The organism is Streptomyces sp. NPDC088254 (genome assembly GCF_044740925.1).
GTDB lineage: Bacteria > Actinomycetota > Actinomycetes > Streptomycetales > Streptomycetaceae > Streptomyces.
Window position 1 is genome coordinate 273,321 of the sequence record NZ_JBIURQ010000005.1, and the last position, 13,579, is coordinate 286,899.

Sequence of the window (13,579 nt, forward strand, 5' to 3'; positions counted from 1 at the left end):
CGACCGCCGAACCCCCCGGCGAGGGATGAGAACACCTCGGAAACACTCCAATCACCACATTATGGCAACCACGTCCCCCCTGCACCTCGAGTCGCGGCGGGCCGTCCCGTCCACCCGGCGCCGGCGGATCGCCGAACACCCGGGAGAAACAACTTGGTTGAATCGTTGACGAGAGTCCCGGGGTACGGACCGGAGCACGGTCCAGTCCTCCGGGTACGGGGTGCCGCGCCAGGGGGCCGCTCGATGTGCAAGTGACGTGCTCGCCGCTTCCTGACGGTCAGTCGCCCTCCTCCGGGCGTGACGTGGCGGTCGCCGACCGCCACGGCGCCGCACGGGTGCAGCAGAAGCAGGTCCGCCGCTGGCCCGCGGCGTCGGCCGCGCATTGTGCGACGTTCGTTGCGGGGCTTCTTCTTGAGCGCCGCCCCTACCTGTTTCTTGAGGGCGATGAACTGCGGGCCGTCTCCCGGGCGATCGACGCCCGGGCCGGGCGCACCGCACTGCTCGGCGTGCCGGATCAGGTGTCGGTGATGCGCCGGTCCCCGCGCGGAGGCTGCCGCCCCGGGCCTGTTCGACCGCGGCGTACAGGTCAGCCAGCCGCGGCACCCGAGCCCGCCCGCTACCGCGCCACGGCACCCCTCGTATTCAGGCGGGTCAGGATGGTGAGGACGGTGGTGTACGCGAAGTCGCCGCCGAGCCTGTTCCTGTACCCGGCCGTGACCGGCCCGGCCGCCCGCAGTGCGGCCAGCGCCAGCGTCTCCAACTCGCCCTGCCCACGCTGTCGCGCGGAACACCCGCCATCCTGCCGACCTTCGCCTCACCGCGCCCTCGTACGGACGCGACACCCGGCGTCCCACCGGCGTTGACCGGGAGGGCGTCTGCCGGACCCGGGCGGCGCGCCTCCTGTCCTCAGCCGCTGGAACCAGTACGACTCACGCGGGCGGGGGCGGATCCAGGCCCTGGCGCGTCCGTACACCGGGTCGTGCTCAGCCTGGATGCGGTGTCTCTCGGAGATGGAGAGCAACCGTCGGGCCGGCTGCTGCGGGCGGCCGAGGTCGACGCGCTCGGTGGAGCTCATCACCGGGCGCTGCTCGCCGTCGGCGGACAGCATGAACAGCCGACGCACGTGGCAGAGCGCCCACGGCCACTGTGGCGGGCCTCGAAGGGGCGACGGCTTCGACATGGAGCTGCTGCAGCACTACGAGGGACTGTTCCTGGAGCGGGCGGGGATCGACGGGCCTTCGTCCTTCTGCTACGGCCTTGGGACTGGTGAGCTCGCATCCGCGATTGACGAAGACGTCCGGGAATGCGCGACACCTCAACTCCTGACCGTCACCTGAACAGGCGCACAGACAGGTCGATGGAGCACGGCTTGTGGTGACCTGATCACAGGGCGGAGGACAGCGGATGGCGGGCCCCACCCCGGCAAGCCGCCGGGCCACCACTGCGGCAGGCCGCCATCCCGACGGGGCGTCGCCGCGGCGCGGCGGCGGGACCGTCTCCTGACCGCCCGGGCACCGGACACCGGGTGGCCTCGGGCCCGTCGTGGCGCCTCGCCCGGCGGTCCCGGATCTCGATGGGCGTACGAGGAAGGCATGGCGATGATCCCTGCGCGAGACGCTGGTCGCACCCCCGACGTGGGCCGAATACGCGGGCGGAGACTGCGCGGCAGGGTGGGGGTGCTGGGCGCCTGCGGGCTGCTGCTGACCGCTCCGTGCGTTGCCTGGCCGGGAGCGGCATCGACCGTGGCGCCGTCGGCCAGGGTGGACGGCGGCACTGCCGATGGGGGCGTCCCGCAAGGGCTGCGGCGCTACTACCAGCAGGGACTCGTGTGGGAGCCGTGCCTTGACGTCCCTTCGTTCCAGTGCACCGAGGTGAAGGTGCCGTTGGACTACGCCGATCCGGATGCGGGCGACGTTCTCCTGGCGGTCACCCGGAAGAGGGCCACGGGCGGCGGCGCGCGGATCGGCTCGCTGCTGGTCAATCCCGGCGGGCCCGGAGATTCCGCCGTCGACTATCTGGCGGACGGCGCCGACGACTTCTCCCCGTCCGTACGAGCCGCTTACGACCTGGTCGCGGTGGACCCGCGCGGCGTGCAGTACAGCACCCCGGTGACGTGCGAGAGCGACACCGTCACGACCGCCGCGGGGGCCGGCCGGCGCCTGTCGGACGAGGCGGTGGAGATCGCCTCCGACGAGACGGGATACGCGCAGTTGGGTAACGCGTGCGCGAAGCACGCCGGGCGGTTGCTTCCCCACGTCGGCACGGTGGATGCGGCCCGGGACATGGACGTGCTGCGTGCGCTCCTGGGCGATGACCGGCTGCACTACGTCGGCTTCTCCTACGGCACCTACCTGGGCGCGACCTACGCGGACCTCTTCCCGTCCCGAGTGGGCCGGATGGTGCTCGACGGCGCCGTCGACCCCGCCATGGACGGATACCAGAATTTCCTGCAGACCGCGGGCGGCTTCCAGGTGGCCTGGGAGTCCTTCGCAGCCGACTGCGCCGCCCGCCCCGACTGCCCGCTGGGCCACTCGGTCAAGGAGATCAGCCGCACCCTGGACACACTGCGGCGCTCCCTGGGCCGCGTACCCCTCCAGCAGGGCAAGGACATCTCCATCACAGGGGACGATCTTCTCGTCGCGGTCACGACGGCGCTGAAGGCGCCCGCCTGGGATCTGTTGCGCGAGGCGCTGAGGGGAGTGCTGGCAGGTGACACCACTGTGTTGCAGCAGCTCCTCGGCTCCTCGGAGGACACCTCCGGCAATGCCGGCGACGCGTTCTTCGCCATCAGCTGCCTGAGCGCCCCCCTCGCCCCACGGTTCACCGCCGCGCAGGTGCGGGCGGCGCTGCCGCAGTTCCGCCACACCTCGCCCCAGTTCGGCGAGTTCTACGCGCCTTCGCTTCTGCAGTGCGCCTACTGGCCCGTCCCGCCGGCCCAGCCTGCGAAGCCCGTCTCCGCGCCCGGGGCCGCTCCCGTTCTGGTCGTCGGCACCACTCGCGATCCCGCCACCCCGTACTCCTGGGCCAAGGCGCTCACCCGCCAGCTCTCCTCCGGCCGCCTGCTCACCTACGACGGCGACGGGCATCTCGCTTACCTCCGTGGCAGCGCCTGCGTCGACACCGCCGTGGACCGCTACGTGACGCTAGGTCAGCTCCCACCGGTCGGCGCCACCTGCACCTGACAGAGCCTCACTGAAACGGATGTGGAGGAGGCGGAAGGGGGGCGAACGGTGGATCAGGCCTGCCCGGGTAGGTCAGCGGAGGAAAGCGCGGGGGCGTGGTCCATGCACAGGGTGCTCGACCAGGTGGGGCGGGGTGCGGGACGGCCATCGCCGCCAGCAGCAGGGCCGTGTCGACGGCCTTGGGAGGGTGGTGATGAGCCGGTACAGCGTGGCCTGGAACGGCGCGGCACCGTGCAGGGGCCGTTCCGGTCTTCAAGGATCTGGTCGATCAGCCAGATGTGATCACCCTGGTCGGCGGCCTCGACGACACCGTCCGGTCCATGTGCGCCAGGGACCGGGTGCGGGGCCTGCTGGAGGAGGCTGTGGAGCGCCCGCGCCCTTCTGCAAGCAGCTCGTCCTGCTGCGTAGCCCCGGCCGCCAGGGCCCCCTGCAGCGTTCCGGTCGCGCTTGGAGGAACTGTTCGTGTGCGTCGACGAGTTGGCCGCCGGGCACGGCGCCCCTCGTCGTCGACCTGTACGGCGCGCCGTCGCTCTCCGACCCCCGCATGTGGGATGTGGACCGGCGGGACCTGACCGCGAACGGGCACCGCCGCGTCGCCGAGGCGGTCTGGCAGACCCCCGGCTACGAGGCCGAGGACCCGCGGTGGGGGACGCCGATCCCCCTGGCCTTGCCGCCCGGCGGGACCGCCCGCCAAGTGGCCCACGCCCGGTTCAGCCGGCAGTGCCTGCTGTCGAGGGTCGTCCGCCGCCTCACCGGCCGCTCCTGGGGGGACGGCCGGTCAGGCACCCTGGTTCAGCGCTGAGCTGGGCCAAGCCTTCTGGGCCACCCCTGCGGACCACACCGACCCCGGACCGGTGACGGACTGGCGCCGAGTGGAACCCTGACCCGGAGCCTTCCCGCGCCTCGCCCGCGGTTGTTGTTGCGGGACGTCACGGGTGAGCTCAGACTTGTCGCGGAGGAAGAGCCTCCGGTACGCGCGCGCCGCCGTACCGGCGCCGGCTCTCGTCGTGACGGGCGAGGGCCTTCCCCGCGACCAGGTGCACCTCCATGGCCGGGGTCGCGGCGGCCGGAAGCCCGAGGGTGGGTCTTGGCGAGGAGGCCGTCGATGAGGCGGTGCGGCACGGCAGTGCGTGCCGGGTCCCCACCGGCGCGGTGAGCTGATCGAGACCGCGTCCGGTGAGCTCCGCCGGCGATCTCCCCACGCACCTCCGACCGGGGCGACCTCGCTTATTTGCGGCAGCAGTTGATAGAGGGTCAGCGATGGCCGGACGTCGATCAGCTCCTGCACGGTGTGACCCCCGGGCCCAATTGCACGTCTTACGTTCGAGACCGCATCCCGACAGCCCCCAGCAGAAGGTGTTTTGATGGATAGTCAGATCGTGAAGGTCAAGATTCACCCCGCCATCGGTGTCGCCAGGGTCGGCAACAGTGTCGAAGCACCCTTCATCGGCCCGGAATCACCGGACCAGAAACCAGCGGACCCCGGCTCCTACAAGGACGGTTCCGGGGCGCTCCGCAGGCAGGCCGCACGGTTCCGTGTGTACGGATACAACGCCGCGGGGGAGGTGGTGAGGGAGCTGAAGCCGGGCGCCGAGGGTGTCTCCGAGATCCAGTGGACGGTGCATCTGGCCAACAAGAAGGCCGCCTGGTACCAGTTCCATCTGGCGCTGGACATACCCGAGGGCAAGACGCTCGCGGCGGAGCAATACGCTCTGCGCAACGCCGACGTCGTGGGCGCCGAGAGGAAGAAGCTGGTCAACGACCCCGGAAGCCGCACCGTGCGCGGCTCGAAGACCGAGACGCAGAAGTTCGACACCGGCAAGATCATGGGCAAGGCGGTGTACCTCGGCGAGATCTCCACCCGTTCCGACGGCCGCCTGCTGGTGCTCGGTGGCCGGGGAAACTCCGCCTCCTACAAGAACCAGCCGATCACCGGGGTCGCCAACAACAACACCTGGTACGACGACGTGTCCGACGGCCCGGTGACGGCTACGGTCCGTATCGACGGCAAGGATCTGACCGCCGCCCCGGCCTGGGTCGTGGTGGGGCCTCCGCACTACGCCCCCGGCGTGAAGTCCGTACGTACCCTCCACGACCTGCTCTTCGACGTCTTCGTCCAGGCCGGTTCGCTGACCCGCCCGCAGCAGATCTCGTTCACCGATCACATCGAGCCGATCCTCCGCCGGTTCTGCGATCTGCAGTGGGTCAACCAGGGATTCGCGGCACAGTTCGGCTGGAACGGCCCCCACTTCTTCCTCTCGCCCGCCATGCGCAAGAGGCTCGCCGATCCGTCCGACCGGAACCGGGAACTCCGCCGCCAGACGTACGCCGCCCTGCGCGACTACGACCGGGACGCAATGTCCCCGCTGCCGTGGCCGTGGATCTACGGCGACGCCATGGCCAGCAAGCCCAAGTCCGTGCGTCAGCACCTGGTGCTGACGCCGACCCAGGACTGGATGCTGCAGCGATGGGCGGACGGGGCTTTCCGGGCCGCAACCCTGCGGCAGCCGCGCCCCACGGTCGACGACGCCCCTGTCGGCGAGCAGCCGGGGCTGCTGGACCGGGCGGCCCTGGAGAACTGTGCCGCCGACGCGTTCCACCCGGGGTGCGAGGTCACCTGGCCGATCAGGCACGCGACCATGTTCAGTGAACCCTTCCGCATCCGGCACCGCGCCGCCGGCACCGCGGAACCCGACTACGGGCCCACCCTCACCCCGCAGGAGGCGCTCGCCGCCAATGGCCCCCTGTACGCACAGGGGCCCGGAGACCTCACTCGCTGGATGGCCGCCCCCTGGCAGGCGGACACCGCGAGCTGCCGCTCCGGCTATGAGGTGCTGGCCAACCTGGGGCCCCGGTACAGCCCTTACCTGCCGACCTTCTGGCCTGCCCAGGTACCCAACCATGTCCTCAAGCTGGAGGACTTCGAGAAGATCAACACGCCGTCGACCGGGAGCGACGACAGCGCCCGTGAAGAGGCGTTCGAGCGGCGGGCGACCTGGCTGCGCGGCCTCAACGGCACCATGAACCAGCAGCGCACACAAATGATCAAGGACTGGGCCAAGCTCGGCATCGTCGAGGTGCGCCACTACACAGTGGGCGACGGGAAGTTCCCGGAACGGATCCTGGTGGAGTCGCGCCCGGGACAACCGCTCGATCAGGCACCGGACACGGCGAACCTCGTCAACCTGCACGTGCCCGAGGCGGGTCCGCACGTGTTGTCCGCTGCGGCGGACATCCGGCCCGAGGGAAGGCTCGCCCCCGAATCCGCGGAGGCCGAGTCCGCGGCACGGGTGATCGGCGAGGCCGCCCGGGCGACCGGCTACCGCGAGGAGGAGATCACCGCAGGATATCTCGAGATACTCGACCCCTTCCGTGACGCGCGGTGAGCGCCGCACTCGCTCCCGGCACGGACACCTATGACGTCGTGGTGGCAGGCGGCGGCCCGGCCGGCTGCGCCGCCGCGCTCGTGCTCGCGCGTGCCGGCCGTACGGTTCTGCTGGCGGACGCCGACACCGGGCCGCCCAAGATCGGCGAGACGCTCGTGCCCGCCGGGCGGGTTCTGCTCGGCGACCTCGGCGTCGCCGACCGTGTTCTCGGCTCCGGGCATCTGCCCTGCTACGGCAGCCTCTCGGCGTGGGGTTCGGCCGACCTGCACGCCGTGGACTTCATCAACGATCCGCACGGCCATGGCTGGCACCTCGACCGGCGGTTGTTCGACCGGCGTCTGCGCGACGCCTCGCGCGCGGCGGGGGCCGAGGTCGCCGAGGGCTCGGCCGTACGCGACACCGCGCGCACGCCGGACGGCGGCTGGACCCTGCTCCTGCGCGGCGCCATCGGCGCTGCCGGTACCCGGTCCGGTGGCGAGCGTCTGGTGCGTTGCCGCTGGGTGATCGACGCCACCGGCCGCGCCGCCGCGGTCGCCGTCCGGTGCGGGGCCCGGCGGCGGGTCGGGGACCGGCTCACCGCTCTGTACATGCCCCTGGAGGCGGACCCGCTGGACACCGACCGCCGTTTCCTCGTCGAGTCCGACGAGGACGGCTGGTGGTACACCGCCCCGCAGCCCTCCGGCGGGCGACTGGTCGCCTACTTCACCGACGCCGACCTGCCCGCCGCCTCCCACACCGCACGCCACTTCCGCCGACGGATGACGGCCACCCGCCACGTGTCCCGACATGCCCACCGGGACGAACCCCCGCCCACGTCACCTGCCGCGCCCCGCCGGGCCGCCGCGCACACAGCGCACCTGGACACGGTGTACGGAGACGGCTGGACCGCCGCCGGGGACGCGGCGGTCGCGTTCGACCCGCTCTCCTCCCAGGGCGTACTGACCGCTCTCTACACCGGGCTGGGCGCGGGCCTGGCCGTCGACACCCGCCTGGGTGGAGCCCCCTACGGCGCGGACTCGGCCCTCGCCGCATACGCGGACAAGGTCGCGGCCGCACGGAGCGCGTATCTGCGCGGCCACCGTGTCATCCACGCCCAGGAGGCCCGCTGGACCGACCGTCCCTTCTGGTCGCGGCGCCTGGCCGACCTGCCCGACCCGTCCTGGCGACCACAGGAGGGGTCCAGCACGTCATGAACACGGAACGGCCCCGAGTCGTCGCCGAGATCGGCTGGACCGTGCCGCAGCGAAGGCACTCGGCTGGACGGCGCCTTCCGGCCGACACCGACCGAGCGCGGCACCCCGGGTGTCGTCGGGTGCCGCGCTCGGTCGCCGCATGCCGCTCAGGGGGCGGTCGGCCCACCAGGGGCCCACAGCCACGGCGGTGAGGGCCTCGCCCAGCGGGAGCGCGACCTGGGTGACGGCGTGCTGGTCGCCGCGGGTCGGACCCAGGTTCATGATCAGCACCCGGTTTCCGATGCGCATGCCGCCAGGGCACGCAAGACGGAGACCCCCGGGCTCCCGCCGTAACTCACCCCCCACCTGCACGGCATCCCACCCGGCTGTTCGGTGGGAGGTGGCTTCCGCCCGGTGAATGTGGGAACCCGGTGATCCAGAACACCGCCCGACCACAAGGGAGGCCTACGTGGGCGACGAGCAGCACGATCAGCAGGATCCGACGACGCAGCACCCCAGGCCCGGCTTCCCCTCGCAGGACCAGCCGCATCCGGGGTGGACCGGCCCGATGGACCCGCCGCCGGACCACGGCGAGGACTCCTACCGGGGCTCCGGCCGGCTGGACGGCCGTAAGACGGTCATCACAGGCGGCGACTCCGGCATCGGCCGGGCCGTGGCCCTGGCGTTCGCCCGCGAGGGCGCCGACGTGCTGTTCACCCACCTGGAGCAGGAGGCGGACGACGCGGCGGAGACGACCCGGCTGGTGAACGACGCAGGACGCAAGGCGATCGCCGTCCCCTGCGACATCCGCGAGGAGGACGAGTGCCGGGCGCTCGTCGACAGGGCGGTCGAGGAGTTCGGCCGCATCGACGTCCTGGTGAACAACGCGGCGTACCAGATGTCACAGCCGGACGGAATCGAGGCGATCTCGACCGAGCAGTTCGACCGGGTGATGCGAACGAACCTCTACGGCATGTTCTGGCTGACCAAGCATGCCCTGCCGCACATCCCGGAGGGCGGCAGCGTCATCAACTCCACCTCGGTGCAGGCGTACAAGCCGAGCCCGCACCTGCTGGACTACGCGATGACCAAGGGCGCAATCGTCACCTTCACGCAGGGACTGGCGCAGATGCTGGCGGAGCGCGGCATCCGCGTCAACGCTGTGGCACCCGGCCCGGTGTGGACGCCGTTGATCCCGGCGACAATGCCCGACACGGCGGAGTTCGGGAAGCAGAGCCCGCTGGGCCGACCGGCGCAGCCGGCCGAACTGGCCCCCGCGTACGTCTACCTCGCCTCACAGGAAGCGAGCTTCATCACCGCCGAAATCCTCAACGCGACCGGCGGCACCCCCCTGCCGTGACCCCACCGCGACCCCGCGCCCCAGACCTCCGCCGCGGGTGGTCCCTGACGGCGAGGGGCTGTGGCAGGGGGCCGTGGGCGACGGCGCGCTCCCGTTTGGCGTCCTGGAGCTTGGCGGCCGACTTCGCGGTGGCTTCGAAGGTCCGCTGGGTCTGCTCCACCGTGTCGACGCCGGTCTCCGGCTCCAGGAGGTGGCCGTCCTTCGGGCCGGAGCGGAACGGCCGCGGGTGCGACCTCGAGGCGGCGGGCACGGCGACGGCGGGCAGCCGGGTGCGGGAGCCCAGGCGCTCCGCACGACGGGCGGCGTGGATCCGGGCGGCCAGGGCGCCGGCGGCGAGGCGGGCCCGCTCGTACGGGGGCGCGGACCGCTTCCGGGTCAGTGGGCGCAGCACGGCCTGGTCCTCGGTGTCGCGCGGGTACAGGGCGTGCAGGCCGGCGGTCACCATCCGTCGGCTGGCCGGGCGGCTGCAGTCGTCGATGACCGTCTGCACGATCTGTTCGTCCAGGCCCGCCTGGTGGGGCCGGCCGCGCAGGACGTAGGAGAGGTAGCGGCGGGCTTGCAGGCGCCCGACGACACGACCAAGCCACCTGACCCGAGGCACCAAGTCCCGCGACCCGCTTTCGATACACGCCCTAGCCAGCCCCCGACTGTGGGTACTCGGTCGAGCGAACTCCGGCGGGCAGAAAGCAACTTCAAAGAGCACGTCATAGTCGTGCCGGGCATGAAACCGATCCACAAAGCACGCGTTGCGAAGCCGGGCCTGACCGTCGCCGAGGTTTCGGCGAGGATGACCAGACCGCATTCGCCATCCAGCGCGCGATGCTTGTGGCGGGAACCGGGGTGCCCGTCCGAGGTGTTCTCCAGTTCAAGCGCTGCGCCGGGACACTACGAAGCGGTGAGCTGTCAGCCGTTCGACGGCGCACATGTCGGGGCGAGGGGGGATCGCTGTGTCGCGCGGAGTGAAAGTCACTGTCATTGTGCTGGCAGTGGTGGGCGTGGTGTCCACGCCGTTGGTCTGGCTTTTGGACAGTCCCGGTGCGGGTCAGTTGGTGGGGGCTACCGTCCAGGCCGCTGTTGGCGTTGCCGCCCTGGTCTGGGCTCTGTTCGAGCGTTCGTCCTCCGCTGGTCCCGTCGATAGGGCCGTCCGCACCGGGAGCAGTAGCCACGGTGGCGTCACCGGCATCCGGCGGCCCGGCGGCCGCGGCTGCGGCTCGGCCACGGCCGAGCGGACCGGTGATGCCAGCGGTGAGCGCTCCGTCTCCGGCATCGACTACTCGGACTAGAGGTTCGGCAACCATGGCGAAGGCATCAGAAGAGGCTCGGGGTGAGTCCGAGCCGTCCGTGACCGTGGGAAACACCGGCAATGGCGAGGCCGCCGGTGGTGCGATGGCCGTGACCGGCTATCGCGGCCCGGCTCCGGGAACCACCCCGCAGTCCCCCGTCTCTGTCCGCGTGTCCAATACCGGCCCGGCTGTGGCCGCCGAGCACGGGATCGCGATCAGTGGCGTCGTCCAGTCGCTGACCGTGCAGCGTGCGCCTCGAGAACCGGCCTCCTGGCCGCACGCAGTCGGAGTGATCCCGTCCCCGGCCCGGTCGTTCCAGCGCCGCGGGGAGGCGGATAGGCTGCGTGCGGCGGTAGAGGGCGGGGGCACCGCCGTGCTGTCCCAAGTGCTGACCGGGATGGGTGGGGTCGGCAAGACCCAACTCGCCGCCGACTACGCCCGCGCAGTCTGGGATGAGGGCGCTCTGGACGTCCTGGTCTGGGTCACTGCGAGTGGCCAGCCGGCGGTGGTGAGCGCCTACGCGCAGGCCGGCGTCGAGCTGTGCCGGGCCGACCCCGAGGATCCCGAGCAGGCCGCAAGGCAGTTCCTGGCCTGGCTGGCCCCCCGGCCCGGACAGCGGCCGTGCCGGTGGCTGGTCGTCCTCGACGACGTCGCCGACCCCAGTGACCTCATCGCCCGCGCCGACGATCCCGGCAGCCGCTTCAGCCTATGGCCGCCGGCCAGCCCGCACGGTCGGACTCTGCTCACTACCCGCCGTCGCGACGCCGCCCTGTTCGGAGACGGCCGCAGGCGCATCGAGGTCGGCCTGTTCACCCCTGACGAGTCGCTCGCGTACCTCACCGCCGCCCTGCACGCCCAGGGCCGCAGTGAGCCCGCCGACCAGCTCACCGCCCTCGCCGCCGATCTCGGGCACCTGCCCCTAGCCCTGGCGCAGGCCGCCGCCTACCTCATTGACTCCAGTGAGACCGCCGTCGGCTACCGCACCCTGCTGGCCGACCGCGCCACGAAACTCACCCACCTGGCCCCTGACTCCCTGCCCGACGAGCAGGCCACCGCCCTCGCCGCCGCATGGTCTCTGTCCATCGAACGCGCCGATACCCTGCGCCCTGCCGGCCTGGCCCGGCCCATGCTTCACCTGGCCGCCCTGCTCGACGCCAACGGCATTCCTCAGTCCGTCCTGACCAGTGAGTCGGCCCGTGCCCACCTCACCGCACACCGCACCACAACCAGCCCCACCCCGGAGCCGAATTCTGTCTCCCCCAGGGACGCGGTAGGCGCCCTGCGGGCACTGCACCGGCTCAGCCTCATCGACCACCAACCCGACACCCCCCTGCAGGCCGTCCGCATCCACCAGCTCATCCAGCGCGCCACCCGCGAGACCCATATCCCCGACCAGCACGACCAGGCCGCGCGCACTGCCGCCGATGCCCTGCTCGCCGCCTGGCCCGACAACGAACGCGAAACCGACCTCGCTCTGTCGCTGCGCGCCAACGTCGATGCCCTTGTCCGGCATGCCTGGGATGCTCTGTGCCGGCCCGGCGACGGTGCCCATGTCGTGTTGTTCCGCGCCGGAACCAGTTTGGGAGCCACCGGCCAGACCTCCGCTGCCGTCGACTACTACGACCGGCTTGTCGACATCATCCGGCGCCGTCTGGGCGCCGATCACCCGGACACCCTGATCGCGCGCCAGAACCTTGCCCAGTGGCGAGGCCAAGGGGGGAACGTCACCGATGCCATCACCGAACTGGAGGCGGTGCGCAAGGACATGGCCTCTGCTTCGGGTGAAGCCAGCATCACCACGCTCACGGCCCGCGCCAACCATGCCTACTGGCGGGGACAGAGCGGGGACGCAGCAGGCGCCGTCGCCGATCTTCAAGTGCTGGTGGAGGAGCTGGGCCGGTCACTAGGTCCCAGTCATTCCCACACACTGACCGTCCGCTACAACCTGGCCCTTTGGACGATGAGCACGGGGGATGTCGCCGGGGCCGTCACCGCGCTGGCTCGACTTGTTCAGGAGATGACCGAGGCGCTGGGGCCCGACGATTTCCGTACGCTCCTCGGCCGAGGCACCCTCGCCCGGTGGCAGGGAGAGCAAGGGGAAGCGGCGGAGGCCACTGTCGTACTGGAGCAGGTGGCGGAGAGAATGGGACAGGTCCTCGGACCGGACCACCCCCACACCCTCACCACCCGTCAATACCTTGCGATCAACCGAGGGCTGGCGGGAGACGCGGCCGGGGCCCTCGTGACCTTTCAGCACCTGCTCACTGATCTTGAACGCCTGCACGACCCCGAGAACCCCCTGCTTCTTACCGTCCAGCGTCAGATGGCCGACTGCCAGGGCGAGGCGGGAGACGCAGCAGGCGCCGTGGACGCGTTCCGCAAGATACTCCGGACGACGACACGGCTTCTCGATCCAGCCCATCCGGACGTTGTCCCACTCCGCTACCGCCTCGCTCACTGGCGGGGCATGGCGGGAGACGCGACCGGAGCCGCCGACTCGTACAAGGAACTCCTCGCAGACCTGCTGCGCATGCCCGAGCCCGACCATCCGCACGTCCTCGAGGTCCGCACTCAAATCGCTATTTGGCAAGATCAGGCGGGCGACTCGGCCGGAGCCGTCACCGCCCTACGGGAGGCATTGAGGGACATGGTCCAGGTATATGGCCCCGAGCACCCCGAGACCCTCGCAACGCGCGAAAGACTCGCCAACGCACGGGCTACGGCGGGAGACGCAGCCGGAGCGGTGCACGACCTCGGGGAAGTCCTTGCGGTTCGCACGCGCCTGTCCGGCCATGACGCCCCTGATACCCTCGTCACCCGCCGCAACCTGGCCACCTGGCGGGGCAAGGCAGGTGACGTGGCCACCGCTACCGCCGCTCTGCGGGCCGTACTGGCGGACTTCATCCGGGTGCTCGGCCCCGACCACCCCGAGACGCTTGTCACTCAGCACAACTTCGCTACTTCGCGAGGTCGCTCAGGGGATCCTGTCGGTGCCGCAGCAGCCCTGGAAGAGCTGCTGGAGTCCATGACCGCAGTTCACGGCCCCGAGCATCTTCATGTCCTCGCCACACGACGCAGCCTCGCCGAATGGCAGGAAACAGCAGACCGGGCGAACGGGGCGTGCTGACCCGCTGCCCGAGCGCCCTCCGGCGGTACCCGATATCGCCTTGCCTGCAAGGGCATCGAGCCGTCCCGT

At 71.1% G+C, this 13,579-nt stretch carries 8 protein-coding genes and 2 pseudogenes; 7 read left to right on the plus strand and 3 right to left on the minus strand.

Features of this window, described 5'->3' with window-relative positions; genetic code table 11:
• Positions 1 to 59: 59 nt before the first annotated feature.
• Positions 60 to 383 carry a DUF6420 family protein gene (locus ACIOC0_RS16940; RefSeq protein ID WP_402155761.1) on the minus strand — a complete coding sequence of 108 codons (324 nt, stop codon included), beginning with the start codon at positions 381 to 383 and terminating at the stop codon, positions 60 to 62.
• A gap of 236 nt (positions 384 to 619) precedes the next feature.
• Positions 620 to 760, minus strand: a pseudogene (locus ACIOC0_RS16945) (BlaI/MecI/CopY family transcriptional regulator); the annotation flags it as partial.
• A gap of 418 nt (positions 761 to 1,178) precedes the next feature.
• Here ACIOC0_RS16945 and ACIOC0_RS16950 point away from each other — a divergent pair.
• The 6 genes and pseudogenes from ACIOC0_RS16950 (at position 1,179) to ACIOC0_RS16975 (ending at position 9,100) form a co-directional block, all read left to right on the plus strand.
• Positions 1,179 to 1,337 carry a hypothetical protein gene (locus ACIOC0_RS16950; RefSeq protein WP_402155762.1) on the plus strand — a complete coding sequence of 53 codons (159 nt, stop codon included), beginning with the start codon at positions 1,179 to 1,181 and terminating at the stop codon, positions 1,335 to 1,337.
• A 261-nt stretch (positions 1,338 to 1,598) separates the two neighbouring features.
• Positions 1,599 to 3,182, plus strand: a complete 1,584-nt coding sequence (locus ACIOC0_RS16955) for an alpha/beta hydrolase (protein ID WP_402155763.1) — start codon at positions 1,599 to 1,601, stop codon at positions 3,180 to 3,182.
• A 275-nt stretch (positions 3,183 to 3,457) separates the two neighbouring features.
• A pseudogene (locus ACIOC0_RS16960) lies at positions 3,458 to 4,066 on the plus strand (SGNH/GDSL hydrolase family protein); the annotation flags it as partial.
• A gap of 480 nt (positions 4,067 to 4,546) precedes the next feature.
• Positions 4,547 to 6,568, plus strand: a complete 2,022-nt coding sequence (locus tag ACIOC0_RS16965; protein WP_402155764.1) for a LodA/GoxA family CTQ-dependent oxidase — start codon at positions 4,547 to 4,549, stop codon at positions 6,566 to 6,568.
• Positions 6,565 to 7,761: an NAD(P)/FAD-dependent oxidoreductase gene (locus tag ACIOC0_RS16970; protein WP_402155765.1), complete on the plus strand. Its 1,197-nt coding sequence runs from the start codon at positions 6,565 to 6,567 to the stop codon at positions 7,759 to 7,761. Before ACIOC0_RS16965 ends, ACIOC0_RS16970 begins: the two co-directional genes overlap by 4 nt.
• Before the next feature lie 448 nt (positions 7,762 to 8,209).
• The gene (locus tag ACIOC0_RS16975) at positions 8,210 to 9,100 is read left to right on the plus strand and encodes an SDR family oxidoreductase (protein WP_356684580.1); all 891 of its coding nucleotides are present in this window, start codon (positions 8,210 to 8,212) and stop codon (positions 9,098 to 9,100) included.
• On the opposite strand, the gene ACIOC0_RS16980 is transcribed toward ACIOC0_RS16975, so the two are convergent.
• Positions 9,069 to 9,701, minus strand: coding sequence for a hypothetical protein (locus ACIOC0_RS16980; RefSeq protein WP_402155766.1), 633 nt, complete (start codon positions 9,699 to 9,701; stop codon positions 9,069 to 9,071). The genes ACIOC0_RS16975 and ACIOC0_RS16980 overlap by 32 nt on opposite strands.
• A 695-nt stretch (positions 9,702 to 10,396) precedes the next feature.
• Between ACIOC0_RS16980 and ACIOC0_RS16985 the strand changes: the two genes are divergently transcribed.
• The gene (locus tag ACIOC0_RS16985; RefSeq protein ID WP_402155767.1) at positions 10,397 to 13,510 is read left to right on the plus strand and encodes a tetratricopeptide repeat protein; all 3,114 of its coding nucleotides are present in this window, start codon (positions 10,397 to 10,399) and stop codon (positions 13,508 to 13,510) included.
• Positions 13,511 to 13,579 lie beyond the last annotated feature (69 nt).

Coding starts and splice junctions, on each gene's coding strand:
- ACIOC0_RS16940 (WP_402155761.1), bottom strand. CDS start 383: ATGCGCGGCCGACGCCGCGGGCCAGCGGCGGACCTGCTTCTGCTGCAC.
- ACIOC0_RS16965 (WP_402155764.1), top strand. CDS start 4,547: ATGGATAGTCAGATCGTGAAGGTCAAGATTCACCCCGCCATCGGTGTC.
- ACIOC0_RS16955 (WP_402155763.1), top strand. CDS start 1,599: ATGATCCCTGCGCGAGACGCTGGTCGCACCCCCGACGTGGGCCGAATA.
- ACIOC0_RS16950 (WP_402155762.1), top strand. CDS start 1,179: ATGGAGCTGCTGCAGCACTACGAGGGACTGTTCCTGGAGCGGGCGGGG.
- ACIOC0_RS16985 (WP_402155767.1), top strand. CDS start 10,397: ATGGCGAAGGCATCAGAAGAGGCTCGGGGTGAGTCCGAGCCGTCCGTG.